Here is a 25,927-nt window from a genome sequence, read left to right as displayed (position 1 = left end):
AACTCCTGAAGGGGGGAAGAAGGCGGGCGCAGCCTAGACCAAATTGGCACAGGACGAGAGCCCGGCGCAGAGGAAGGTAAGACTTGGTCGAATGGGGAACCATCCGAGTTCAAGGCAAAAGCGTCCGACGAAGTTAACTTTCGGCAATGACCGCGTCACCCCAGCGCCAGCGCCGGGCGTTTGCATAGGCGGCCTTGTCGCGCCGCGAGACCTTGGTGATGGCGAGGCCGCCCTCCGTGCAGAGCTTTGCGGTGATCTCGGCCTTGCCGACATCCGGCGGCGCCAGCACGCGCGCGGCGCGTGTTGCGGGCGCTGTCCGGGTCAGGGCGATGTAGATGAAGCGCTCGTCCTCGAACGGCACGTCGGCGCCCTTGATCTGCCGGTGCGCCTGCGAGCGCGGCAGACGCTGGCTGAAATGGCACCAGTCGGGCGCTACGAGGGGGCAGGGTTTTTCGTGCGGGCAGGGCGCGGCGACGTAGGCACCTAGCGCGATCAGTTGCTGGCGCAGTGCCAGGATGCGGGCGTAGCCGGCCGGTGTGCCGGGCTCGATCACGACCAGCGCGTGGCGTGCTTTCGCCCACATCGTTTCCGCCAGCTTGCGCTGATCACCCTCGCTGAGCTCGCCGACCACGTAGCTCGCGACGACGAGATCGGCTTGCGAGGCTTCCGCGAGGTTGGTGCCGGCGTCGCCCGGCAGATAGCGGCAATCAGCGAGCCGCGTGCTGTCATGCGCGAGTTCGAGCGCGAGACGGCTGAGGGTGGCGTTGGCGTCGAGCAGGGTGAAATCCTGCAGCGACGGAAAGGCCTCAGCAGCGGCCCAGCTCGCGGTGCCCGGGCCTGCGCCGACGTCGAGCAGGGTTTCCGGGGCGAGGTCCGGCGCCATCTCGGTCAGCGCATTCAGGCTGGCCGCCACGGCCGCATAGGTTGCCGGCATCCGCGCCAGCGCATAGGCGAGCGCGTCGGCCTCCGACTTGATGGTGCCGGAGGTGCCGCCTGCGCGATAGGCGGTCGAGATTTTTTGCGAGCGCTGTGCGGCGTCGGTGCGGGAGAAGCCCTGGAGCTTGCCGTCGAGGGCTGCTTTTAGCTCAGCGGGGAGGGTGGGTGAGATCATTTTCTCATCGTCATGCCCCGCGCAGGCGGGGCATCCAGTATTCCGAGACGGCGCCGTCAACCGAGAGCCCGCGGCGTACTGGATCATCCGCTCCAGTGCGCAATTTGCGCACAAGGCGGATGATGACGTCAATGGGTGTGGAACGACCGGAGGCTCACGCCACGTTCTGGTCGAGAATGTCCACCGCCTCTGACAGGCTCACCGACACCAGTTGCGAGACGCCGCGCTCGGCCATGGTGACGCCGAACAGCCGGTTCATCCGCGCCATCGTGATCGGGTTGTGCGTGATGATGATGAAGCGGGTGTCGGTCGAGCTGGTCATCTCGTGCAGCAGGTTGCAGTAGCGCTCGACGTTGTGGTCGTCGAGCGGTGCGTCGACTTCGTCCAGCACGCAGATCGGCGAGGGGTTGGTGAGGAACACCGCGAAGATCAGCGCCATCGCGGTCAGCGCCTGCTCGCCGCCCGAAAGCAGCGACAGCGTCTGCGGCTTCTTGCCCGGCGGCTTTGCGATGATCTCGAGACCGGCTTCGAGCGGGTCGTCGCTCTCGATCAGGTGCAGCGCGGCCTCGCCGCCGCCGAACAGCTCGACGAACAGGCGCTTGAAGTGGTTGTTGACGACCTCGAACGAGGTCAGGAGCCGCTCGCGCGCTTCCTTGTTGAGGCTCTGGATACCCTGGCGCAGCCGCTTGATGGCTTCGACGAGGTCATCGCGCTCAGTGACGAGGCCCGTGTGCTGGGTCTCGACCTCGCGCAGCTCTTCCTCGGCGCGCAGGTTGACGGCGCCGAGGCGCTCGCGGTCGCGGCGCATCTTTTCGAGGTCTTCCTCGATGCCGTGCAGCGGCGGCAGCTCGGCGCCGGGCTCGATCTCGGCGAGGCCGGCAACGGCCTGCGGCTCGACCTCCAGCATGTCGCGGATCTCGCGCTCGATGTCCTCGAGCCGGCGCCGTGCGCCTTCCATGCGTTCCTCGGCGCGCGCGGTGGCCTCGCGGGAGCTCGACAGCGCTTCGAGTGTCAGCTTGGCGACGCGATCGGTTTCGGCCATCGCGGTCTCGGCCGAGGCGAGCGCGTCGGCGGCCATGCGGCGGTCGTTTTCCGCGTATTCGATCTCGGTGATCAGCGCGCTGCGCTTCTCGGCGAACACGGCGGGCGCGTTTTCGAGATCGCTGCGCTCGATCGAGACCTCGGTGATGCGGGTCTGGATGGTGTCGATGTGAGAGGCCGCACTCTCCTTGCGGTTCTGCCACTCGGTGCGCTCGGCGAGGATCGCCTGCACGCGGCGGTCGGCGAGCTCCGCTTCGCGCGCCAGCGCCTGCGCCTCGGCGCGGACCTGGGCGGCCATACGGCGATGGCCTTCGATGTCGCTGCGGACGGCGGCGAGACGGGTTTCGGTGTCCTCGCTCGACGGCAGCTCGGTGATCCCGGCCTCGGCATATTCGTACGCGGCCTCGGCCTCGGCGCGGTCGGCGGCGAGACGGCTATGGGCTTCCGACAGCGTCGCCTTGCGCGCGGCGCGGCGGCTGATCTCGCGCTCGGCGGTGGCATGGCGCTCGCGCGCGACGTTCACCTCGCGCTGGGCGGCGCGCCAGGCCTCGCGGCTCGCACCTTCGGTGCTGGCGGCCATCTGCAGCTCGGACTCGGCGTTCTCCAGCGCCTGACGCTTGATCTGCGCGTCGATGCGGGCCTGCTCCAGCTCGTTCTCGATGTCGACGAGGCGGGCGCGCTCGGCGAGGCGCCGTGCCGCACCGGTCGGGGCGTGGGCTGCGGCGACAAAGCCGTCCCAGCGCCAGACGTCGCCTTCGGGCGAGACCAGCCGCTGGCCGGTCTTGAGCTGCGAGACCAGCTCGGCGCCGCGCTCGCGCGGCACCACGCCGATCTGCGCCAGGCGGCGCGCCAGCTCGGCGGGCGCCTGAACGTGGCTCGCGAGCGGCACGACGCCCTCGGGCAGCTCCGGATCGCCGTCGGTGACGCCGGCATTGGTCCAGCGCATCGGCGCGGACGGATCGACCGGCGCGTCGAGATCGTCGCCGAGAGCTGCGCCGATCGCCTTCTCAAAGCCCTTGTCGACGGTGATGCCGTCGATGATCGGCGGCCACAGATTCTTGGTCTCGCCGTTGACGATCTTGGAGATCGTGCGCGCTTCGGTATCGAGCCGCTGCACGCGCTTGTCGGCTTCGACGAGCGGTGAGCGTGAGGATTCCAGCGTCTGGCGCGCGGCAACATGCGCAGCTTCGCTGGCCTGGGCCGCGGCTTCCGAAGCGGCAAGGGTCTGCTCCGCGTTCTCGACCGTTGCGGTCAGCTCGTCGAGATCGCCGAAGCCGCCGGTCTCGTCGGCAAGCTTCTGCTCCTCGGCCGCGACGTTCGAAATCTCCTGGTCGAGGCGGGCGAGCTTGTCGCGATGGGTGCGGACATTGGCCTCGAGCTGGTTGCGCTTGGCGGTGAGGTCGGCGAGCGCCGTGGTGAGCTCGGCGAACTGGTGCTCGGTTTCGGTCAGCACCGCCTCGGCTTCGCCGACGCGCTCGTCGACGCCGGAGCGCTTCTCGACCCGCGACTTGATCTCTTCCTTCAGCTCGGCGTCTTCGGTGTCGAGCCGCTGGAGCGCGACGTCGGCGTCCATGGTCTGCTGCTGGGCGCGGGAGATGTCGCCCTCGAACTGGGCCAGGCGCCGCTCGAGCTCGGCGACGCGCTCCTTGGCGCGCTCTTCCTCGCGGTCGAGCAGCTCGCGGGCATTGGTCAGGCGCTGCAGCCCGGCCGCGGCGCGCGCTTCGGCATCGCGCAGCGCCGGCATTTCGGTGGCGCGGATCGCCTGGATGCGGGCGGCTTCGGCCTGGTGCTGAGTGCGCTCGGCCATCTCGCGAACCGCGAGATCATGGGTCTGGCCGGATTCGTTGACGTCGGCATGCGCGCCGATCCAGCGCAGGTGGAACAGCGTGGCTTCAGCCTTGCGGACCTTGGCCGCGACCTCGCGATAGCGCACGGCCTGGCGGGCCTGCTTCTTCAGGCCTTCCATCTGGCCGGCGAGCTGGCCGATCACGTCCTCGACGCGGGTGAGGTTGGTTTCGGCCGCCTTCAGCCGCAATTCGGCCTCGTGGCGGCGGGCGTGCAGGCCGGCGACGCCGGCGGCGTCTTCCAGCACGCGGCGGCGCTGCTCGGGCTTGGCCTGGATGATCTCGCCGATCTTGCCCTGGTGGACGAGGGCGGGCGAACGCGCGCCGGTGGCGGCGTCGGCGAACAGGATCTGCACGTCGCGCGCACGCACGTCGCGGCCGTTGATACGATAGACCGAGCCGGCCTCGCGCTCGATGCGGCGGGAGATTTCGAGCAGCTGGCTGTCGTTCATCGCCGCCGGCGCGGTGCGATCGGTGTTGTCGATCGTCATCGTCACTTCGGCGTGGTTGCGCGCAGGACGGTTGCCGGAGCCGGCGAAGATCACCGCGTCCATGTCGGCCGCGCGCAGCGACTTGTACGAGGTCTCGCCCATCGCCCAGCGCAGCGCTTCGACGAGATTCGACTTGCCGCAACCGTTGGGTCCGACCACGCCGGTCAGGCCGGGCTCGATGACGAAGTCGGTGGCCTCAACGAAGGACTTGAAGCCGTGAAGGCGCAGGCGGGTGATTTTCATAAGCACGCATCTCTGTTGGCAGGCGCGAATCCCCCTGCCGGGACAATACCATGGAAGGCAATGTCACTCTCTGGGTGAGTCGCGCGAGGCGCCTCATGCGGTCGGACAATGGCCGCGGTGCGCCGCGAGGGCAACCGGCGAAAGCCGCTTTTCCCAAGGGATTTATGCCGGGAAAGATACGGCTTTCGAGATGCGAATCAGGCGTTGAGCGGGGAAAATCAGCTCTTCAGCAGCGGATTGATCTTCTTGGCGAATTCATCGAACGAGGCTTCGCCCTTGATCTTCTCGCCGTTGATGAAGAAGGTCGGCGTCGAATCCACCTTCAGAACGTCGCTGGCGTATTTCTGGTCGGCGGCGATCTTGTCGAGCAGCGCCTGGTCCTTCAGGCAGGCCTCGACCTGCTGCTGGGTGAGGCCGGCCTGCTTGCCGATCCGCGTCAGGGTCTCGGTGGTGTTCTTCAGCACCCAGTCGTTCTGCTGGCGGAACAGCATGTCGGTGACCGCGAAATATTTCGGCGCGTCGTCCTTGGCGATGCAGCGCGACAGCATCGAGCCGGCGGCGGCTTTGATGTCGAGCGGGAACTCGCGGAAGATGTAACGCACCTTGCCGGTGTCGATGTATTCCGACTTGATCTTGGGGAACACCTGCTCGTTGAACGCCGCACAATGCGGGCAGGTCATCGAGGCATATTCGGTGATGGTGACGGGGGCATCCTTGGGACCGAGTGCCATGTCGGGCAGCGACACGGGCTTGGCCACATCGGCGGCCGACTGCGCCATCGCTTCGGAGATGAACCGCAGCGGCGACAGCCCGGCGAGCGCGGCAAAACCGGTCAGCGACAGCATCGTGTTGAAGGCGCGGCGGGTGATGATCAAGGTCGGCTCCCGGATTGATGTGGTCTCGCCCCAAGGGTCCTATTGAGTTCCCGTTCAGGCGGCCTGTCGCTAGCTTGAAACGTAGTTCGAGGCAATGGCGAGCGACAGGGACGGGTCCAGATTACCGTCGGAATGAGGCTCAATTTCGCTTGATGGCGGCCCCGAGCCGCGCCAGCGCTGTCTTCAATTCTTCATCTTCGATGTCCCCCAGGCTCTCCGCCACCTTGGCCACCGATTTGGGATCCGGCGGACCGGGCCGGACCGGCGGCCGGGCGCGCGACAGGGGGGCCTGGCGGAAGGCGAGCTTGCCGACCGCGCTCCAGCCGAAGAAGCGGTTGACCCGCTCCAGGATCACGTCGGCGGAGTGCTGGATCTCCAGCGCCATCGGCCCCTCGACCCGCAGCACCAGGGTCGCCGGCTCCTGCGGCTGGCCCTCGACCGGCCGCGGCCATTGTATCTTCAAGGGCTCGGCATGGGCCGCAATCTCCGGCCCGGCAATCTGCGCCCACCGGGTCACGAGCTCGCGCGCGGCAAAACCCTGCTTGGCATAGGCCTCGGCAAAGACGTCGTTGAGCAGCAGCGAAAGCGGCTTGGCGCTGATGGGACCGGGTCTGGGAGGGAATTTGGACATGGACCCTTATAGCACCTTGGAGCGCAGGCCTCACCATTGGGGAGCGTTCCGCGAAGAAAGACGTGGATGCCCGCGACGAGCACGGGCATGACGTGGAGAGGCCGGCGCGTTGCCGCTACAGTGAGAGCATGAGCCCCAAATCGGCACTAATGGCCAAGTCGGAACCAATTCAGTCGGAGGCATCGGCTCGCCCAACGCTGCTGCTCGCCTGGTACGACCGCCATCGCCGCCGTCTGCCATGGCGCGCGATGCCCGGCGAGACCTCGGACCCTTACCGCGTCTGGCTGTCGGAGATCATGCTCCAGCAGACCACCGTGAAAGCCGTCGGCCCTTATTTCGAAAAGTTCGTCGCGCGCTGGCCGGATGTCACGGCGCTGGGGCGGGCGTCGCAGGATGACGTGCTGCGGATGTGGGCTGGCCTCGGCTATTACTCCCGCGCGCGCAATCTCCATGCCTGCGCGGTCGCCGTGACGCGCGAGCACGGCGGTGTGTTTCCGGACACGGAAGAGGGGCTGCGCGCGCTGCCGGGGATCGGGCCCTATACGGCGGCCGCGATCGCCGCGATCGCCTTCGACCGCCGCACCATGCCGGTCGACGGCAACATCGAGCGCGTGGTGTCGCGCCTGTTCGCCGTCGAGGAGGAGCTGCCGCAGGCCAAGCCGCTGATCCAGCAACTGGCGGCGACGCTGCTTGCGGACGCTCGCGCCGGCGACGAGACGTCTCGCGCCGGCGACAGCGCGCAGGCGCTGATGGATCTGGGCGCCTCGATCTGCACGCCGAAGAAGCCGGCCTGCTCGCTCTGTCCGCTCAATGAGGGTTGCACCGCGCGTGCGCTAGCGACGCAGGAAACGTTTCCGCGCAAGGCGCCGAAGAAGAGCGGAACGTTGCGGCGCGGTGCTGCCTTCGTCGTGACGCGCGGCGGCGAGCTGCTGGTGCGCTCGAGGCCCGAAAAAGGCCTCCTTGGCGGCATGACCGAGGTCCCGGGCTCGGACTGGCTGGCCGGCCAGGAAGACGCGACGGCGAAGCAGCAGGCGCCGGACCTGAAGGGACTGTCGCGCTGGCAGCGCAAGGTGGGCGTCGTCACCCACGTCTTCACGCATTTTCCGCTGGAGCTGGTGGTCTACACGGCGAAGGCCGAAGCGCGCACTCGCGCGCCCGAGGGCATGCGCTGGGTGCCGATCGCGACCCTCGCCGGTGAAGCGCTGCCCAACGTCATGCGCAAGGTGATCGCGCACGCGCTGGACCCTTCAAGGGCCCCACCTTCCTGACAGCACGCTGGCAGCAGCGCTACGCTATCAGCGCCCGATACGGAGGCTGCCAATGGTCAAGACCGCACTCGACAACTTCAAGAGGCCGCCCTGCGCCGAGCTGCTCGGATGGCGCCTGCTCGATGCCCGTCCGGAGGAGGGCTGGATCAGGCTCGCCTTCCAGGGTAAGCCCGAGTTCTGCAATCCGGCGGGCTTCATCCAGGGCGGCATGCTCTCTGCCATGCTCGACGACACCATGGGGCCGGCCGTGCTGGTGATGAGCGAGGGCCGGCTCTACACCACCACGATCAGCATGACCGTGAATTTCCTCAGCCCCGCAAGGCCCGGTCCGATCATCGGTGAGGCCAAGGTGACGCAACTCGGCAAGACGATTGCGTTCGTCGAGGCGAAGCTGATGGCGGAAGACGGCACGGTGCTGGCGACGGCCAGCGCGAGCGAGCGGCTGCTGGAGGCGGCGAGGGTGGTGGGGAAATAGTCGAGCCGCGCATTCCTCTTCCCTTCTCCCTTGCGGGAGAAGGTGGCATAGGCGGCCTTCGGGCCGCCGTTCTTAAGAGAACGCCGAAGCGAAGCTTCGGCTATGGCGCCGGATGAGGGGTATGTCTCCGCGAACTCAAATGCGAGTTGGACTCGCGGAGACAGACCCCTCACCCGAGTGAGCCTGCGTCCACCGGCGTCGCTGCCCTCTCCCGCAAGGGGCGAGGGCGCATTCATGCACATCTCGCTTTGAGCGAGAGCATCACGCCCTCGCGCGCGCACCAGCACTCACGATCGGCGGCTTCGCATTCAGCGCCTCGACCTGGAAGCCGGCGACGCGCTTGTAGTTGGCGGCGATGTCTTCCAGCTCCTTTTGCGACAGCACGTCGGTGACGACGTCGTATCCGTCAGGCGCGCGCTCCTCGACGAGCTGCATCACCTGCTCGGGGCCGTTCTTGCGGTTGAGCAGGACGAGGTCGGTGGTCGCGGGCCTGCGCTCGGCCTCATAGGCGAGCAGCGCCGCGGTCGTCGGGCCATGCGCCAGGATCTCGCGCGTGATGGTGCGGGCATCGAGGATCGCCTGCGAGGCGCCGTTCGAGCCGATCGGGTACATCGGATGCGCCGCGTCGCCCATCAGCGTGACGCGGCCAAAGGTCCATTGCGACACCGGATCGCGGTCGACCAGCGGGTATTCGTAGGCGTGCGGGCAGTTCTCGATCAGGCCGGGGACGTCCAGCCAGTCGAACTGCCAGCTCTCGAACCAGGGCAGAAACTCCTCGAGCCGCGCGGTGCGGTTATAATCCTCGCGCCGCCACTGATAGGTCGGCGGCATGTGGCGCTCGGCAACCCAGTTGATCAGATGGTTGCCCGCTGCGTCCGGCGCCTTCGAAATCGGATAGCAGACGAATTTCAGGATCTCGTGCCCGGCCATGATCATGGTGCGGCCGGTGAGGAACGCCTTTGACGGCGTGACGCCGCGCCAGAGGATGCGGCCGTTCCAGATCGGCGGTCCCTCCTGCGGATAGAGCTTTTCTCGCACGGCGGAATGGATGCCGTCGGCGGCGATCAGGATCGCGCCGTCGTAGCTGCCGGCAGCCTTGCCGGTCGCCCTGTCGACGAAATTGGCGCGCACGCCGCTGTCCGTCTCGGTCCAGCCCGTCAGATGGTGGCTGGTCAGGATATTCTCGCGGCCGAGCCGCTCGATCGCGGTGTCGAGCAGAAGCTGCTGGAGCGTGCCGCGATGGATCGAGAATTGCGGCCATTTGTAGCCGGCCTCCAGCCCGCGCGGCTCGCTCCAGATCGGCTTGCCGTGCTTGGAGAAATAGGCGAGCTCGCGGGTGCGCACGCCGCTTTCGTCCAGCCGGTCCATCAGCCCGAGCTCGATCAGCTCGCGCACCGCATGCGGCAGCACGTTGATGCCGACGCCGAGCGGCTTCAGTTCCGCGACGCTCTCGAACACTTTTACGGGAACGCCGATTCCGTGCAGGCTGAGCGCGAGCGTCAGCCCGCCGATGCCGCCACCGGCGATGAGTACGGTCATGACAAAACCCCTCCAATTGCAGGCGTCTTGGCACAGGCGGGCGGCGGTGGGCAACTGCGAAGAGCAAAGCACCTAGAACAGCGTGCTATGGACCTGGCGGCCCGCAGCCGTTAGTTTCCAATTTTCCCATGAGGTCCGACATGCTCAAGCTCTACTACGCCACCGGCACCTGCGCGCTCGCCACCTACATGACCCTGGAGGAGGCCGGCGCCGACTACACGGCTGAACGGCTGAGCTTCAAGGATAACCAGCAGAACAGCCCGGACTATCTCGCGATCAATCCGAAGGGCCGCGTGCCGGCGCTGGTGACCGATCGCGGCGTGCTGACCGAGACGCCCGCGATGCTGGCCTATATCGCGCAGACCTTCCCCAAGGCGAAGCTCGCCCCGCTCGACGATCCCTTCGACTTCGCCCAGGTGCAGTCGTTCAATTCCTATCTCTGCTCGACCGCGCACATCAACCATGCCCACAAGATGCGCGGCGCGCGCTGGGCGACGCAGGAGAGCTCGTTCGCCGACATGAAGGCGATGGTGCCGAAGAGCATGGGCGCCTGCTTCTCCTTGATCGAGCAGAAGATGTTCAAAGGTCCCTGGGTGATGGGCGACCAGTTCACGATCTGCGATCCCTACCTCCACACGCTCTCGCACTGGCTCGAAGGCGACAGCGTCGACATCAACGCGACGCCGAAGATCGCCGACCACTTCAAGCGCATGTCAGACCGCCCCGCCGTGCGCAAGGTGATGGACGCGCAGAAGGCGTAGGAACGCGGCCACATATTCCCCTGTCGTCCCGGGCAAGCGTTAGCGCAGACCCGGGACCCATAACCACAGGGAGAAGTTGTGACACGAGCTGACGACCACGAGTCTTCGCCAAACCGCGCCCTGTGGTTATGGATCCCGGATCGGCGCTCCGCTTCGCTGCGCTTGTCCGGGACGACACCATTTGTTTTGAAGCTGCGTCCTACCCAGCACGCCGTTCCTTCTTCTCCAATTCCCGTCCCGTCGCCAGCATCAGCCGCCGCAGCCAGATCGAGCCGGGGTCCATCTGCGCCCGCGTCGGATGGAACATGAACTGCTCGTCGATCCCTGGATCGAGCGGCGGCGTCACCGTGACGAGGCCGAACTGCTTCGACAGCGCCGCGATCAGCCGGCGCGGCACGAAGGCGACGAGGTCGGTGCGGGCGGCGACGTGCAGCGCTTCGAGATAGCCTGACACCACCAGCGAAATGTGCCGCTCGATGCCCTTGGTCCGCAGCCAGGTGTCGATGAGATCCTCCGGTTGGCCGCGGATGATCACGCCGACATGGCGTGCCGCCAGGAACGTCTCGCGCCGCTTCAGCTTCGCAGCCATGGGATGGCCGCGCCGCACCGCCAGCGCGTCGCTGTCGGTGTAGAGCAACTGGCGGTGAAAGCCCTTGAAGGCGTTGCCGATCGAGATCACGAGGTCGATGGTGCGGGCGAACTCGGCGTGAAAGATCGCAGGGCCCCGCCACGGTACGACGTCGATGCGGACGTTGGGCGCGGCCCGCGTCACCTTCTCCATCAAGGGCGGCATCAGCAGCTCGACCGCGAGATCAGGCATCATCAGGCGGAATTGCCGCTCGCTGCGCGCGGCGTCGAAGTCGTCGGGTATGAACAGCCCGCGCACCTGGTCGAGCGCCTGGGCCAGCGGTGCGCGGAGGGCTTGCGCCCGCGGCGTCAGCTCCATGCGCGCGCCGGTGCGCACCAGCAGCGGATCGCCGAAGATGTCGCGCAGGCGTTGCAACGCATGGCTCGCGGCCGGCTGCGACAGCCCGATCCGAAGCGCGGCCCGGCTGACATTGGCCTCGCGCAGCAGCGCGTCGAGCGCGGTCAGGAGATTGAGGTCAAGCGAATTCAAATTCATGAAGCGAATAGATATCATATCCACTATCGATTTGAAGAATTCTCATCCGGCGGGGATGATCTCCGTGTTGCCACCAAACGGAGATGCCGCCATGAGCGCGAGCGCCAACAAGAAACTGATGCAGGATATCTTTGCCGCCGCCGCCAGCCCCGATCCGGCCGCGCGCGACCGGGCCCTGTTCGCCGCAAGCCTTGCCGACGATGCCAGATGGGTCGTGACCGGACAGTACTCCTGGTCGCGCACCTTCACCGGCAAGGAGGCGATCCTCAACGATCTGCACGGTTATGTGCGCACCCGCTTGCGCGATCGGACGCGCACCGTGGCTCACCGTTTCATCGCCGATGGCGACGTCGTCGTGGTGGAAGCCAAGGGCGACAACGTCACGCCCGAGGGCGTTCGTTATGACAACGACTACTGCCTGGTGTTTCGCCTCGAGGACGGGAAGATCAAGGAGATCCGGGAATATTGCGACTCGACCCTGACCGAGAAGGCGCTCGGTCCGTTTCCGCAGACGCCCGTGAGGGCCGCGAGCTGACCGGATCGAGGACCATCTCGTCCGCCGACCGGTGCCGTCGGCCCCGTTCGGCGATGGTCGTGTCGATCTGGCGCAGGCTGATAGCGATCGTCCATGTCAGGCGCGAGCGGTCCCGGGCCCGGTGCCAGCTCGCCGCCATGAGCGAACGGGAGCTTCAGGACTGCGGCATGACCCGGGCGGAGATCGCGTACGAACTGAGGAGACCGGTGCGACGGAGTTAGACAAACGGACGAGATCCAGGCGCCGCCTGCCTCCCATTTTATCGTAGCCGGCGGAACCTTCGGGTTCCGCCGGGCGTTTGCTCGGTTCGGGGGCAATCGCGCCCCGGCATTGCACGCGTTTGGGACATTTCATGCTGGCTGGGGTTTCGGACGTTTCAACACAGGTGGGCCGCAGCTTTTCCGGACTCCGCGAACGATTGAGAGATGCGACTGCGAATGCGCACCGGGAGCTCGATGCGCAGCTTTCGTCGTTCGACCTCACAGTCCTGTCCGGTTACCGCCGCTTCCTGCAAGCCAGCGCCGGCGCACTTCTTCCGCTCGAAGCTGCGCTTGTGCAGGCCGGCGTCGCCAAGATGTTTCCGGATTGGCGGGAGCGGGCGCGTAGCGCCGCGATCGCGGCGGATCTCGCGCAGCTCGGCAGCGCCGCGCAATCCACCGTGTCCGTGCCGCCGCTGACGCGCAGTGGCATGCTCGGCACGTTGTACGTTCTGGAGGGCTCCCAGCTCGGCGCAAAGTTTCTGCTGAAGGCGGTTGCCGATGCGGGCGATCCGCGCATCGGCGAGGCCACCGCCTATCTCAGCCATGGCGCGGGCAAACGGCTCTGGCAGAGCTTTCTGGCGAAACTTCAAAACGAAGAGGCATGCGACGAGGACGAGGCGATCGAGTCGGCACGTCTCGCCTTCGCGGCCTTCGAGCAGGCGGCGGACCGCGCATGAACGAGGCGGTCAATCTCACCAATTGCGATCGCGAGCCGATCCACATCCCCGGCAGTGTCCAGCCGTTCGGCTTCCTGCTCACGGTGCTGTCGGATTTCACGATCTGCATGGCCTCCGACAATGTCGACAGCTTTCTCGGGACTGACGTCGCCGACCTGCTCCAGCAGCCGTTGTCGCGCGTCATCTCGGAAGCCGCGGTCGAGACCATTCGCAGCCGCGTCGATCATCTCAGCGGCCCCGATACGACCGAGCGCATGTTCGGTGTCGAACTCCAGGCCGGCAAGCCGCCTTACGATCTCTCCATCCACTTCTCCGGCGCCTATCTGGTCATCGAGGCGGAGCCCAGCGTCAACGAGCCCGGCGTCAATTCCGGCGAGCTCGTCCGCCTGATGCTGGAGCGAATCCGCAAGACGCGCGGCATGACCGAGCTCGCCCGCGAGGCGGCGCGCCAGCTCAAGGTCCTGACCGGATTCGACCGCGTCATGGTCTATCAATTTCACCCGGACGGATCGGGTGAGGTGATCGCTGAAGCTGCGGAAGCCGGCCTCGAACGGTTCCTCGGCCTGCACTATCCGGCCTCCGACATCCCCAAACAGGCCCGCATCCTTTATCAGCGCAACTGGCTGCGCATCATCGCCGATATCAATTCGAAACCAGCCGCGTTGTTTTCGACGGCCACGCACAATGCGGGGCTGCTCGATCTCTCCATGAGCGTACTGCGCTCGGTCTCGCCGATCCACATCGAATATCTGCGCAACATGGGCGTCGGCGCCTCGATGTCGGTGTCGATCCTGCGTGACGGCAAGCTGTGGGGCCTGTTCGCCTGCCATCATTATTCGCCGCGCTACATCTCGTTCGAGAAGCGCACCGCGTCCGAGCTGTTCGGGCAGATGTTCTCCTGGATCGTGGAGGGGCGCGAGCGCGAGGGCAATGTCGCCTATGAGATGCGCGCTCACCAGGTGCAGGAGCGGTTGATCGAGACCGCGGCCTCGCATGAGCACAGCCGGCGCGCGATCGTCGACTTCCTCGGCGACTATCGCGGGATGATCGATTGCGACGGCGTGGCGGTGTGGTCCGACAACAAGATCACGCTTCAGGGCCAGACGCCGACCGAGGACGAGGTGAAGGATCTGGTTGCCTTCATCAACCGAACCTCGCCGGGACGGATTTTCGCCAGTGCCGAGATTGCCAAGGTCTATGCCGCGGGCCAGTCCTTTCGCGACCGCGCGGCGGGATTTCTCGCCATTCCGATCTCACGGACTCCGCGCGATTGCCTGATCTTCTTCCGGCGCGAGGTCGTGCGCTCGGTGAACTGGGCCGGCGCGCCCGACAAGGTCTATGACGAGGGTCCGAACGGACCGCGGCTGACGCCGCGCAAGAGCTTTGAGCTCTGGCAGGAAACGGTGGCGGGCCAGTCGAAACCGTGGTCCACGGCCGACATCCGCATCGCCGAGAGCCTGCGCGTCACGCTGCTCGAAGTGATCCTGCAACTGTCCGACCTTGCCGCCCGCGAGCGTCGCGGCGCGCAGGAGCGGCAGGAGCTGATGATCGCCGAGCTCAATCACCGCGTCCGCAACATTTTGAGCCTCGTCCGCGCGCTGGTGGCGCAGAGCAAGGACACCGCCACGTCGGTCGAGGAATTCGCCGGCGTGCTCGGTGGCCGCATCGAGGCCTTGGCTCGCGCCCACGACCAGATCACCAATTTGAACTGGGCGCCGGTTGCGCTGCGCTCGCTGGTCGAGTCCGAGGCCGGCGCCTATCTCGGCGCGCGCGCCGGCCGCGTGAAGATGGGCGGGCCCGACGTCGCGCTCGATCCCAAGGCGTTCGCGACGCTGGCGCTCGTCGTGCACGAGATGATGACCAATTCCGCCAAATATGGCGCGCTGGCCGATTCCACCGGCAGCGTCGAGGTGGTGTGGCGTCTCGATCCGTCTTCAAGCCTTGTCATCGAATGGAAGGAGAGCGGCGGTCCGCCAGTGCAGCCGCCGTCGCGCCGCGGCTTCGGGACCACCATCATCGAGCGTTCCGTCCCCTTCGACCTCAAGGGCGAAGCCGAAATCCGCTTCGACCTGCTCGGGGTCCAGGCCAAGTTTATCATCCCGCCCAATTTTGTCGAACTGGTGCCATCAATCGGAGGAGCCGCCATGCGCGTCGAGGAGCAGCAACCCGCCCGTCCGCGAATTTCCGAGACGGCACTGATCGTCGAGGACAATCTGATCATCGCCATGGCGGCGGAAGTCATCCTGCTCGATCTCGGTGCCCGCCATGTCGATACTGCGGCGAGCGTCGACCAGGCGTTGCGCGCGATCGAGCGCACGCGTCCGGGTTTTGCGCTGCTCGATCTCAACCTCGGTAACGAGAGCAGCATCAAGGTGGCCGAGAAGCTGAAGGAGATCGGCGTGCCCTTCATGTTCGCGACCGGCTATGGCGAGCGCGCGCCGATCCCGGAAGAGCTGGCGTCCGCGCCGGTGGTCCAGAAGCCCTACACGCTGGAAGTCGTCGAGAACGCGCTCGGCAAATTGCAGGGGACGGTCGCCCAATAGACATCCATCCCGGCGACGCGTGCAGCGCTCTGCAAGCGGCTGCGGGCTTTGCGCCGAAACCTGCGCAACTGCCGATAAAATCAGCAGGTCTTGGGCGGGCCGGCGCACACATGCGCGAAAAATCGGAAGGTTCAATTAACGAGTGTCCCTCATTGTACCGCGGTGCAGCGTGGGTGCCGAAAAGCGACTCGCGGCTGCCGGGGGTGGCCGTGACGATTGCCGGGGTCGTTCGTCCGCCCGAATTCACATGCACCTGGGTGGACAGTGGGAATGCCGAACTTTCGTTTGCGGATCAGGGGGCGCCTGTACGCAGGCTTCATGGCCTTGGTGGCGGTTGGTCTCGTGATGGCGGTGGTCGCCATCTGGAATTTGCGGTCCGTGCAGGACCAGGTCGCAAAGGCTTCGGCGTTTTCGGACAGCACGGCGCGTGTCCTGGAGGTCTCGACCCATCTTCAGGCGATCCAGCGCGCCAATCTGCGCTACATCTACGACGCCAGCGAGCCCGCAATGAAGGAGGCCGCAGAGCGGGAGACCGCGGCGACCGAGCTGTTGAAGGTCGGGGCGCAGGGGACGCTCTCCGAGGAGCGGCGGAAGCTCTACAACGATCTGATCGCCGACATCGCGAAAATGCGAAGCCTGCGTGACAATCTCGGCGACGCCGTCAACGAGGCGCGGACCGGCAAGGCGACGCTGCTGCCCAGCGGTGACGAACTGACTGTCAAGATGGGCAAGCTGGTCGATGTGGCGCGCGCAGCCGTCGACGAAGACACCGGGGCCCTCGTTGCGGATCTCGAATCCAGGCTCCTTCTCGTCCAGATCGCGAACTGGCGTTTCCTGGCCCTGCGCGACAGCAAGGGGCCCGCCAACTTCAGAACCAATGTGGACAGGGCGTCGCAGCGCCTCTCGGCGCTCGAAAAGAGCCCGCAGGCGACCGAACTGCGCACGACGCTCGCGCCGGTGAAGACCTCACTCGGAATCTACAAATCCGCGTTCGAGACGACGTCGGCCGCGATGCTCCAGGCCGACGAGATCTACCACAAGAGCCTCGCGCCCCTCATCGTCGACAGCATCGCCAAGCTCAAGGTCGCGGAAGCCGCCCTGAAGAAGGACTACAAGGAGTCGCGCAGCCAGGCCGAAGCCGTGATTGACGGCACGACCACCGTGCAGGCGATCGCTGGCTGCCTTGCCACCCTGTTCGGATTGATCGTCGCCTTCCTGATCGCCCGCAGCATCGTCGGTCCCCTGACCTCGATGACGCGCGCGATGGGGCTGCTGGCCGGCGGCAATCTCGAGGTCGAGATTCCCGGGCGCGGCAAGGCCGACGAGATCGGCGACATGGCCAAGGCGATCGAGGTGTTCAAGACCAACATGATCGACACCGAACGGCTGCGCACGGAGCAGACCGAGACCGAGGCGCGGCAGGCGGAGAGCCGCAAGGCCGACATGGTCCGGCTCGCCGACCAGTTCGAGCAGGCGGTCGGCGAGATCGTCGACACCGTGTCGTCGGCATCGAACGAGTTGGAGGCGTCGGCGGGCACCCTGACGACGACCGCGACGCGCGCACAGAATCTGTCGACCGAGGTGGCGTCGGCGTCACAGGAGGCCACGGCCAATGTGCAGGCGGTGGCGTCCGCGACCGAGCAGCTGTCCTCCTCGGTCACCGAGATCGCCCGCCAGGTGCAGGAATCCGCCCGGATCGCCAACGAGGCCGTCGGGCAGGCGAGCAGGACCAATGAGCGCGTCGGCGAGCTGTCCAAGGCGGCCGCCCGCATCGGCGACGTGGTCGAGCTGATCAGCACGATCGCCGGCCAGACCAACCTCCTGGCGCTGAACGCCACCATCGAGGCCGCGCGCGCCGGCGAGGCCGGCCGCGGCTTTGCGGTGGTCGCCTCCGAGGTCAAGGCGCTGGCCGAGCAGACCGCGAAGGCGACCGGCGAGATCGGCCAGCAGATTTCGAGCATCCAGGCCGCGACCGAGCAGTCGGTCGGCTCCATCCGGGAGATCAGCGGCACGATCGAGCGGCTGTCGGAAATCTCGTCGGCGGTTGCCGCCGCCGTGGAAGAGCAGGGCGCGGCGACGCAGGACATCTCCCGCAACGTCCAGCAGGCCGCCCATGGCACGCAGCGCGTCTCGATCAATATCGGCGACGTCCAGCGCGGCGCCTCCGAGACCGGCTCGGCCTCCTCGCAGGTGCTCTCGGCGGCGCGCTCGCTGTCTTCAGACAGCAACCGGCTGAAGCAGGAAGTCGCGAAGTTCCTGGACTCGGTCCACGCTGCCTGATCGGCGCGGACCCGCAAAAGCAAAGGTCCACGCGCATGCGCGTGGACCTGCCATGGCGGTGTGGTAGGATGAGGACATCGATCGCGCGCCACCGCTTGATGTCCGGAATACGGTGGTGTCTTCGTCGGCTTCTCCGTATTCGACACCGGTAAAAATACAGCCGCAATTAACAATTGTTCCGCATTGTACGGCAGCGCAGCGCGATTCTCGGAGGCGTGGTTGCAATGATCTGTCGTTGCAATCGCGCGAAGGTCGTCGGCTGCTTCTGCTTTTCTGCTGCAATGGGTGGACAGTGATGCCGAGCTTGCGTTTGAGAATTCGGGGGCGTCTCTACGCCGGATTTTCGGTTCTCGTGGTCGTTGGTTTGATCATGGCCGCGGTTGCGGTCTGGAATTTGTGGGCCGTCCAGGGCCAGATGGCACGGCTCTCCGCGCTCTCGGACAACACCGCCCGCGTCCAGGAAATCTCGATTAACCTCCAGGCGCTGCGGCGTGCCAATTTGCGTTACATCTATGACGCCAACGAGCCGGCCTTCAAGGAGGCTGCGGAGCGGGAGGCGGCGACGGCCGAGCTGTTGAGGGCCGCGGCCAAGTCGACGGTCTCCGAGGAGCGGCTCAAGATCTACAATGGCCTCGTCGGCGACGTCGACAAGATGAAGTCCCTGCGCGAGCGCATGGGCGCTGCCGTCAACGAGACGACGAAAGGCAAGGCCACTTTGCTCGCCGCCGGCGACGAGCTCACCGCTAACACCGGCAAGCTGGTCGAGGCCGCGGGTGCAACCGGCGACACCAGCGTGACCGCCCCCGTCGCCGATCTCGAATCCAAGATCCTCCTTGTTCGTGTCTCAAACTGGCGTTTCCTCGCCGTCCGGGACGCGAAGGGGCCGGCGACCTTCAGGACCAATGTCGATCGGGCGCAGCAAGCACTCAAGTCACTTGAGGGGGCCGGTCTGCCGGACGAGGTCAAGGCCGCGTTCGGGCCGATCAAGAGTTCACTTTCGACCTACAAGGGGGCTTTCGAGACGACATCCGCCGCAATCCTCCAGGCCGATGAAATCTACCGCAACGAGATCGCCCCCTTGATCAGCGATAGCGTCGACAGGCTCAAGGTGGCGGAGACCGGATTGAAGGCCGACTACCAGAAATCGCGCGCGGCCGCCGATGGCGTCATTGCCAGCACGACCTGGATTCAGGAAGTCGCCGGCGGCCTTGCGGTCCTGTTCGGCGGCCTCGTCGCCTTCCTGATCGCGCGCAGCATCGTCGGACCGCTGACCACGATGACCCGGGCGATGGGAGCCCTCGCCGGTGGCGATCTCAAGGTCGAGATCCCCGGCCGCGGCAATCGCGACGAGATCGGCGAGATGGCCAAGGCGATCCAGGTGTTCAAGGAGAGCATGGTCGAGACCGACCGCCTGCGCCACGAGCAGGTCGAGGTCGAGGCGCGGCAGGCGGAGAGCCGCAAGGCCGACATGCGAAACCTGGCCAATCAGTTCGAACGAGCGGTCGGCGAGATCGTCGACACCGTGTCGTCGGCATCAAACGAGCTCGAGGTTTCCGCGGGCACCCTGACCACGACGGCAACGCGCGCCCAGGATCTGTCGACGGAAGTCGCCAGCGCCTCCCAGGAGGCCTCGGCCAATGTGCAAGCCGTTGCCTCGGCGACCGAGGAACTGTCCTCCTCGGTCTCGGAGATCGCCCGCCAGGTGCAGGAATCCGCCCGCATCGCCAGCGAGGCTGTGGGTCAGGCAACGCGGACCAACGAACGGGTCGGTGAGCTGTCCAAGGCCGCCGCCCGTATCGGCGACGTGGTCGAGCTGATCAGCACGATTGCCGGCCAGACCAATCTGCTGGCACTGAACGCGACGATCGAGGCGGCGCGTGCGGGCGAGGCCGGTCGCGGCTTTGCCGTGGTCGCCTCCGAGGTGAAGGCGCTGGCCGAGCAGACCGCGAAGGCCACGGGCGAGATCGCCCAGCAGGTCTCCGGCATCCAGGCCGCGACGGAGGAGTCGGTCGGCTCGATCCGGGAGATCAGCGGCACCATCGAGCGGCTGTCGGAGATCTCGTCGACGGTCGCGGCGGCCGTGGAAGAGCAGGGCGCTGCCACACAGGAAATCTCCCGCAACGTCCAGCAGGCCGCCCATGGCACGCAGCGCGTGTCGACCAATATCGGCGACGTGCAGCGCGGCGCCTCCGAGACCGGCTCGGCCTCCTCGCAGGTGCTCTCAGCGGCGCGCTCGCTGTCTTCAGACAGCAACCGGCTGAAGCAGGAAGTCGCGAAGTTCCTGAGCTCGGTCCACGCCGCCTGAGCCGCAAACGCAAAAGGCCACGCGCATGCGCGTGGCCTCCAAGAGCTGCGTCGCGCGATCAGGCGACCTTCGTCGTCATGTGCTTGAACATGTTGGCGCGCGCCTCGTCGTCCATCTCGGCCTTGAAGGTGAACTTGTCCTTCAGGGCGATCGCACGCGCCGCCGCCGGCCGCGCCGAGATCTCGTCCACCAGCCGCTTCACGTTCGGGTAGCGCGCAAAGGCATCGTCGCCGAGCTTGAACGGCACCATCCGCGCCCAGCCCCACAGCGCCATGTCGACGATCGAATAGCTGTCGCCGACCATATAGCTGCGGCCTTTGAGGTGACCGTCCAGGATCTTGTAGTGGCGATCGGTCTCGTACTGGTAGCGGTTGTGCGCGTAGTCGTGGTTCTGGTCCTTGGGCGCAAAATGCTTGAAGTGCACGGCCTGGCCCGAATACGGCCCGACGCCGGTGGCAATGAACATCAGCCATGACAGCGTCTCGCCGCGGACGTTGGCGGCGGGGAGGAACTTGCCGGTCTTCTCGGCGAGGTAGAGCAGGATGGCGTTCGAGTCGAACACGATGGTGCCGTTGTCATCGATCGCCGGCACCTTGCCGTTCGGATTGATCTTCAGATAGTCCGGCGCGAACTGTTCGCCCGTGCGGGTGTCGATCTTGACCGGCTCGAAGGCCAGGCCGACCTCTTCGAGATAAAGCGCGACCTTGGTCGGGTTCGGCGATCCGTTGAAATAGAATTTGAGCATGTTTGTCTCCCCGATTCCCTTCTTAGAGAATGAATGCAGCGTCGCGGCCTTCTGTGCCTGAACATGGCCTGGGAGAGCAACCGGCGAGTTTGCCGGGCGGTGTCTGCGCGGTACGCAGATCAGCCGGCGTAACAAGGGCCGATCGCCGCCGTAATGGCGGTTCAAGTCCGGCTGAGCCGTTCCCGCAGGAATTCGATGAAGCGCTGCGTCTTGGCTGGCAGCAGGCGCGTCTCGGTGACTGCGTAGACAGTGACGGGCGAGCCCTGCCATTGCGGCATGATGCGACGCAGCCGGCCATTCGCCACTTCGTCGGCCACGATCTCTTGCGGCAGAAAGGCGATGCCCATGTCGAGCGTTGCGAGGCGGCGGATCAGTCCCACGTTGTTGAGCCGAAAACGGCCGCCGACGTCGGTCTGCTCCATCTGCGTGCCCCTGTGTAACGTCCACGCACTCACCTTCGTCATGCACAGGCATTGATGACGGGTGAGGTCCGCCGGTTCATGCGGCTCGCCGTTGGTCTCGAGATAGCGCGGCGAGGCGTAGAGATATCCCGGCATGCGGGCGAGCGGCCGCGCGATCATGTGGGACGGCTCTGATTCTCCGACGCGGATCGCCAGATCGAATGGCTCCGATACGAGATCGACACGTCGCGGCGTCAGGTCGAATTCGAAATCGATGTCGGGATATTGCTGCGCGAATTCGGCGATCAACGGTGCGAGGTAGGTGTTCGCGAAATCCACCGGCAGCGAGACGCGGAGCATGCCGCTCGGCTGCGCCAGCATCCCGTCCAGTTGCTCATGCGCCAGGCGCGCCTCGTCCACGATGCGCTTGCAGCGCTCGAAGTAGATCTGGCCGGCTTCGGTCAATTCGATCTTGCGGGTCGTCCGGTTCAGCAGGCGAAGCCCGATCTCCTTCTCCAGGAGATCGATCCGGCGCGACAGCGTCGAATTGGGCATGTCGAGGGTCTTGGCGGCGCGACGGAAGCTGCGGGCCTTCGCGACCTCCACGAACAGCGCCATATAGTTCAGCAACGCCATTTCATTATTCCATCAATGGATCAATCAGTTCCAATTTACGGTATTTATTCCATTGAGTGGAAGGTCCATCTGCCCTTTGCTGACATTGCAGGGCGAGCCATCCATGAAACGCGTAGAACTCGACAAGAACCTGAAGGTGAATCCGCCGGCGCTCGAAGGCCTCAGGCTCGCTGGATTGAATGTGGCGGTGATCGGCGGCACCGGCGGCATCGGCCGGGCGTTCAGTCGCCAATTGGCGGCCAAGGGGGCGCGTGTCCTCGTCGTCGGCCAGACGTTCCGCGATCAGAACGTGCCGGGCATCGCATTCATGCAGGCCGATCTGAGCCTGATGCGGGAAGCCAGGCGGATCGGCCGTGAGCTTCCCGCCGAGACGCTCGACATCGTCGTCTTCACGACCGGCATCATGGCGGGGCCCAGGCGTGAGGTGACGGCGGAAGGCATCGAACGCGATCTCGCCGTCAGCTATCTGAGCCGCTTCGTCATCCTGAACGCGATCGCCTCTCGTCTTGGAAGGGACAGGGCCACGGCCACATTCAAGCCTCGGATTTTCGTCATGGGATTCCCCGGGACCGAGCAGAGGGCCGATGTCGGCGATCTGAATTCGGAACGGAGCTACAAACGGTTCGCAGCCCACTCGAACACCGTGGCGGGCAACGAAGTGCTCGTCCTCGAGGCCGCCAGGCGCTTTGCCGATGTCGATGTGTTCGGCCTCAATCCCGGCTTCGTGAAGACCGATATTCGCGCCAATCTGCTCGGGTCGCGCGCGCTCGTCTCGCTGATCAACTGGCTGACCAGCTTCATGATGGTCGAGCCGGACGCCTATGCCGAGCGACTGGTGCCGCTCCTGGTGTCGCCTGATCTCAACGGCCGCAGCGGTGTCATGTTCAACAACAAGGCTGAGGCGATCCTGCCGAGCCCTTCGTCTGCGGAGCGATCCTACGCGACGGCGCTCATGGATGCCTCCGATCGATTGATCGCTCGTCTGGCGCCGTGAGGCCGCGCCTCGACGCTCAACTGGAATAGAGCAGGCCGACGATGGCGATGACGATCATCCCGGCGCCGACAGCGTCCAGCCGCATCGCGAGCCGCGTTGCGGCGTGCATGCTGGAGGCCCGTGCCTTGCGCTCCGATCCGCGCGCGTAGCCGTGCACGATGACGTCGTGATTGAAATTGTCGTGGGCCTCGTTGCTGCTGGCCAGCCCGACGCAGACCACCAGCACGCCGAAGATGGCGAGGCCGAAAAAGCCGAGCAGGGCGATCAGGAACATCGGAAACATGCCGAGCAGGAAGATCGGCAGCAGCGGCACCAGCAGCAAAGTCTCGGACTGTCGTCGCATCGGAGCCGGACCGGTCAGGACGGGGCTGATCGGTGAAATCTAGTCCTGGCTGTGGCGGCATTCAAGGAGCCGTAGGGTGGGCAAAGGCGCGAAGCGCCGTGCCCACCGCGTCGCTTGCGGCATATTCTAAGGTGGTGGGCACGCTTCGCTTTGCCCACCCTACGGGACCGCGGAGAAAACTACTCCGCCCCGATCCCCGCACGGATCTCGGCACGGAACTCGTCGATCAGCTTGAGACCCTTCTTGGTCTCGACATGCCAGAAGGTCCAGCCGTTGCAGGCTTGCGCCCCTTGCGCCACGGCGCCGATGCGGTGGATCGAGCCGACCTTGTCGCCCAGCATGATGGCGCCATCGGCACGCACCAGCGCACCAAGCTTCTTCTTGGCGTCGAACAGCTTTGTGCCGGGCATGATCATGCCGCGCTCGATCAGCTCGGAGAACGCGACCCGCGGCGCTTCGCGCGCGGTCATGAACGGGGCGAGGCTTTCTTCCGGCAGCGGCTCGATCGCAGCGATGCGGGCTTCCGCCGCCTTGGCATAGGTCTTGTCGCGCTCGAAGCCGATATAGGAGCGGCCGAGACGCTTGGCGACAGCACCCGTGGTGCCGGTGCCGTTGAAGGGATCGATCACGAGATCGCCGGGCTTCGACGACGACAGCAGCACGCGCGCGAGCAGGCCTTCCGGCTTCTGCGTCGGATGCACTTTCTTGCCGTCGGCGCCCTTGAGGCGCTCCTCGCCGGTGCAGAGCGGGATCAGCCAGTCGGACCGTGCCTGCACGTCCTCGTTCGCCGCCTTCAGCGCCTCGTAGTTGAACGTGTAGCCCTTGGCTTTTTCGTCACGCGCGGCCCAGATCATCGTTTCGTGCGCGTTGGTGAAGCGGCGGCCGCGGAAGTTCGGCATCGGGTTCGACTTGCGCCAGACGATGTCGTTCAGGAGCCAGAAGCCGAGATCCTGCATGATCGCGCCGACGCGGAAAATGTTGTGATAGGAGCCGATCACCCAGATCGTCGCCGACGGCTTCATCGCGCGGCGGGCGGCAAGCAGCCAGGCGCGGGTGAAATCGTCATAGGCGGAGAACGAATCGAACTTGTCCCAGTCGTCGTTGACGGCATCGACATGGGATTCGTCGGGGCGCTTCAGATCGCCCTTGAGCTGGAGATTGTAGGGCGGATCGGCGAACACGAGGTCGACCGAACCGGCCTGAAGCTTCGACATCTCGGCGACGCAATCACCGAGGATGATGCTGTGCGAAGCGGACTCAAAATTTGTGCGGGGCGCCCTTGCAGACGCCCCGCGACGCGACACTACCATGACTCAAGAACTCTGACTCAGGCGACGCTGTCGGCGACGCGGGACCAAACAACCGACTGACCGCTACAATGGAGCGGCAAAGTAAAAATCGACTTAACCCGCCGCTTTGGTGAGCAGCCCTCGCATCACGCATTGTGCGCGTTTCGCTCTGCGCATTCGTCGTGTTTTCCAGTGTATTTCGTATTTCTTCGCGTTGCGGGAGCAGTCAGGTCGCCAAATTTCTCTCGGAAAAAATTGCACGACCCCGGAAAAAATTGCTGGCATCGGCATGCTGTCGCACTAGGCAATAATTGCCGAGCGGGATATTGATTAACGCATTGGAAATTTTACGTGTGTGGCGCGTTGAGCTTTCGCGCTTCTGCGCCCAAATGACGCCAATTGAGGACTGAGGGAAACCCGCCATGCGTTATGATGATTTCCGCCGCAGCGACGACATTGAGGATCGCCGCGACGGCGGTGGCGGCATGGGCGGCGGCGGAGGCGGGTTCGGCCTGCCGATGGGCGGCGGCGGTCTGGGCATCGGCACCATCATCGTGCTCGGCCTGGTCGGCTATGCCTTCGGCATCGATCCGCGCATCCTGATCGGCGGCGCCGAGATCCTCACCGGCGGCGGCCAGGCGCCTTCCTACCAGACCGATCGTCAGTCGACCTCCGCCAAGCGCGGCGCGCCGACCGACGAGATGGGCAGCATGATCTCCGGCATCCTCGGCGAGATCGACGACCGCTGGAGCGAGATCTTCCAGGCCAGCGGCCAGTCCTACACCGGTCCGAAGGTCGTGCTGTTCCGCAACGTCACCAATGGCGGCCGCTGCGGCCGGGCAGAGTCGGCGATGGGGCCGTTCTACTGTCCGCCGGATCGTACCATCTTCCTAGACACCAGTTTCTTCCGCGAGGTCGAGACGCGCTTCCGCGGCTGCTCCGCGCAAGTCCGCCTGCAACTTCACCACCGCCTACATCATCGCGCATGAGGCCGGCCATCACATCCAGAACCTGCTCGGCATCATTCCGCGCGTGACGCGGCTGCAGCAGCAGGCCGGCAGCAAGGCCGAGGCCAATGCGCTCCAGGTGAAGGTCGAATTGCAGGCCGATTGCCTGTCCGGCGTCTGGGTCAATCGCGAGTCGAAGAAGCGTCCGAACTTCCTCGAGCCCGGCGACATCGACGCCGCGTTGACCACGGCGAGCGCGATCGGTGACGACACGCTGCAACGCCAGGCGACGGGACGCGTCGTGCCCGATTCCTTCACGCACGGCTCGGCGGCGCAACGCAAGCAGTGGTTCATGACCGGCTACCAGCAAGGCACCGTCCAGGCCTGCAACACGTTCGGCAGCGGGTCGTAGTCGCCAGGACATCGTGCCCCGGACGCAGCGCAGCGCTTCTTCAGCGGTGCGCTGCAGAGCCGGGGCCCACAATGCCGGTCTCCCAAGCCTCGGAAATGGGTCCCGGCTCTGCGACGCACCGCTGACGCGCTGCATCGCGTCCGGGACACGAGAGGAAG

At 65.7% G+C, this 25,927-nt stretch carries 20 protein-coding genes and 1 pseudogene; 11 read left to right on the top strand and 10 right to left on the bottom strand.

The features are described 5' to 3' along the window. Positions 1 to 133 precede the first annotated feature (133 nt). From ACVJ5M_RS38060 to ACVJ5M_RS38045, 4 genes are all read right to left on the bottom strand, one after another. Positions 134 to 1,111: a small ribosomal subunit Rsm22 family protein gene (locus tag ACVJ5M_RS38060; protein ID WP_063985140.1), complete on the bottom strand. Its 978-nt coding sequence runs from the start codon at positions 1,109 to 1,111 to the stop codon at positions 134 to 136. 154 nt (positions 1,112 to 1,265) lie between these two features. Then, a complete protein-coding gene (gene smc / locus ACVJ5M_RS38055; RefSeq protein ID WP_063985139.1) occupies positions 1,266 to 4,730 on the bottom strand; it encodes a chromosome segregation protein SMC in 3,465 nt (1,154 codons plus the stop codon). Between the two features lie 218 nt (positions 4,731 to 4,948). Next, the gene (locus ACVJ5M_RS38050; protein WP_063985138.1) at positions 4,949 to 5,605 is read right to left on the bottom strand and encodes a DsbA family protein; all 657 of its coding nucleotides are present in this window, start codon (positions 5,603 to 5,605) and stop codon (positions 4,949 to 4,951) included. Between the two features lie 139 nt (positions 5,606 to 5,744). Next, entirely contained in the window at positions 5,745 to 6,236 is a 492-nt protein-coding gene (locus ACVJ5M_RS38045) for a DUF721 domain-containing protein (RefSeq protein ID WP_063985137.1), read from the bottom strand. 128 nt (positions 6,237 to 6,364) lie between these two features. On the opposite strand from ACVJ5M_RS38045, the gene mutY reads away from it, so the two are divergent. Then, positions 6,365 to 7,504, top strand: a complete 1,140-nt coding sequence (gene mutY / locus ACVJ5M_RS38040; protein WP_231144350.1) for an A/G-specific adenine glycosylase — start codon at positions 6,365 to 6,367, stop codon at positions 7,502 to 7,504. A 52-nt stretch (positions 7,505 to 7,556) separates the two neighbouring features. Next, the gene (locus ACVJ5M_RS38035) at positions 7,557 to 7,979 is read left to right on the top strand and encodes a PaaI family thioesterase (RefSeq protein ID WP_063985136.1); all 423 of its coding nucleotides are present in this window, start codon (positions 7,557 to 7,559) and stop codon (positions 7,977 to 7,979) included. 261 nt (positions 7,980 to 8,240) lie between these two features. Here the strand turns inward: ACVJ5M_RS38035 and ACVJ5M_RS38030 are convergent, their stop codons facing one another. Continuing rightward, on the bottom strand, positions 8,241 to 9,518 hold the full coding sequence (locus ACVJ5M_RS38030; RefSeq protein WP_063985135.1) for a flavin-dependent oxidoreductase: 1,278 nt from the start codon (positions 9,516 to 9,518) through the stop codon (positions 8,241 to 8,243). A 140-nt stretch (positions 9,519 to 9,658) separates the two neighbouring features. Here ACVJ5M_RS38030 and ACVJ5M_RS38025 point away from each other — a divergent pair, with 140 nt between their 5' ends. Then, the gene (locus ACVJ5M_RS38025; protein WP_063986629.1) at positions 9,659 to 10,279 is read left to right on the top strand and encodes a glutathione S-transferase family protein; all 621 of its coding nucleotides are present in this window, start codon (positions 9,659 to 9,661) and stop codon (positions 10,277 to 10,279) included. Between the two features lie 199 nt (positions 10,280 to 10,478). Here ACVJ5M_RS38025 and ACVJ5M_RS38020 read toward each other — a convergent pair whose 3' ends face one another. Then, positions 10,479 to 11,402 carry a LysR family transcriptional regulator gene (locus tag ACVJ5M_RS38020; protein WP_063985134.1) on the bottom strand — a complete coding sequence of 308 codons (924 nt, stop codon included), beginning with the start codon at positions 11,400 to 11,402 and terminating at the stop codon, positions 10,479 to 10,481. A gap of 91 nt (positions 11,403 to 11,493) precedes the next feature. Between ACVJ5M_RS38020 and ACVJ5M_RS38015 the strand changes: the two genes are divergently transcribed. The 6 genes from ACVJ5M_RS38015 (at position 11,494) to ACVJ5M_RS37990 (ending at position 20,002) form a co-directional block, all read left to right on the top strand. Further along, complete coding sequence (locus tag ACVJ5M_RS38015) at positions 11,494 to 11,937, top strand: nuclear transport factor 2 family protein (RefSeq protein WP_063985133.1); 444 nt, start codon at positions 11,494 to 11,496, stop codon at positions 11,935 to 11,937. Positions 11,938 to 11,990: 53 nt separating this feature from the next. Then, positions 11,991 to 12,158, top strand: coding sequence for a DUF1127 domain-containing protein (locus ACVJ5M_RS38010; protein WP_084795279.1), 168 nt, complete (start codon positions 11,991 to 11,993; stop codon positions 12,156 to 12,158). Positions 12,159 to 12,289: 131 nt separating this feature from the next. Beyond that, positions 12,290 to 12,874 (top strand): biliverdin-producing heme oxygenase, encoded by a 585-nt coding sequence (locus ACVJ5M_RS38005; RefSeq protein ID WP_354099731.1) that lies wholly within the window; start codon positions 12,290 to 12,292, stop codon positions 12,872 to 12,874. Next, a complete protein-coding gene (locus ACVJ5M_RS38000; protein ID WP_456679602.1) occupies positions 12,871 to 15,417 on the top strand; it encodes an HWE histidine kinase domain-containing protein in 2,547 nt (848 codons plus the stop codon). The genes ACVJ5M_RS38005 and ACVJ5M_RS38000 overlap by 4 nt, the downstream gene beginning before the upstream one ends. Positions 15,418 to 15,687: 270 nt before the next feature. Then, entirely contained in the window at positions 15,688 to 17,697 is a 2,010-nt protein-coding gene (locus tag ACVJ5M_RS37995) for a HAMP domain-containing methyl-accepting chemotaxis protein (RefSeq protein WP_063985130.1), read from the top strand. 295 nt (positions 17,698 to 17,992) lie between these two features. Further along, a complete protein-coding gene (locus tag ACVJ5M_RS37990; RefSeq protein WP_354099730.1) occupies positions 17,993 to 20,002 on the top strand; it encodes a methyl-accepting chemotaxis protein in 2,010 nt (669 codons plus the stop codon). A 58-nt stretch (positions 20,003 to 20,060) separates the two neighbouring features. On the opposite strand, the gene ACVJ5M_RS37985 is transcribed toward ACVJ5M_RS37990, so the two are convergent. Both ACVJ5M_RS37985 and ACVJ5M_RS37980 read right to left on the bottom strand, forming a co-directional pair. Then, positions 20,061 to 20,747: a glutathione S-transferase family protein gene (locus ACVJ5M_RS37985; protein WP_063985128.1), complete on the bottom strand. Its 687-nt coding sequence runs from the start codon at positions 20,745 to 20,747 to the stop codon at positions 20,061 to 20,063. A gap of 161 nt (positions 20,748 to 20,908) precedes the next feature. Then, entirely contained in the window at positions 20,909 to 21,784 is an 876-nt protein-coding gene (locus ACVJ5M_RS37980; RefSeq protein WP_354099729.1) for a LysR family transcriptional regulator, read from the bottom strand. A 103-nt stretch (positions 21,785 to 21,887) separates the two neighbouring features. On the opposite strand from ACVJ5M_RS37980, the gene ACVJ5M_RS37975 reads away from it, so the two are divergent. Then, positions 21,888 to 22,778, top strand: coding sequence for an SDR family NAD(P)-dependent oxidoreductase (locus ACVJ5M_RS37975; protein WP_063985127.1), 891 nt, complete (start codon positions 21,888 to 21,890; stop codon positions 22,776 to 22,778). Between the two features lie 16 nt (positions 22,779 to 22,794). Here ACVJ5M_RS37975 and ACVJ5M_RS37970 read toward each other — a convergent pair whose 3' ends face one another. Next, on the bottom strand, positions 22,795 to 23,121 hold the full coding sequence (locus ACVJ5M_RS37970; RefSeq protein WP_063985126.1) for a hypothetical protein: 327 nt from the start codon (positions 23,119 to 23,121) through the stop codon (positions 22,795 to 22,797). Positions 23,122 to 23,300: 179 nt separating this feature from the next. Continuing rightward, on the bottom strand, positions 23,301 to 24,431 hold the full coding sequence (locus ACVJ5M_RS37965; RefSeq protein ID WP_063985125.1) for a site-specific DNA-methyltransferase: 1,131 nt from the start codon (positions 24,429 to 24,431) through the stop codon (positions 23,301 to 23,303). Between the two features lie 401 nt (positions 24,432 to 24,832). Between ACVJ5M_RS37965 and ypfJ the strand changes: the two are divergent. Continuing rightward, positions 24,833 to 25,769, top strand: a pseudogene (gene ypfJ / locus ACVJ5M_RS37960) (KPN_02809 family neutral zinc metallopeptidase). Positions 25,770 to 25,927 lie beyond the last annotated feature (158 nt).

It is taken from the genome of Bradyrhizobium sp. S3.7.6, from assembly GCF_054061875.1.
The sequence above is the reverse complement of the archived record's forward strand: the minus strand, read 5'-3'. Positions and strand labels throughout refer to the sequence as shown.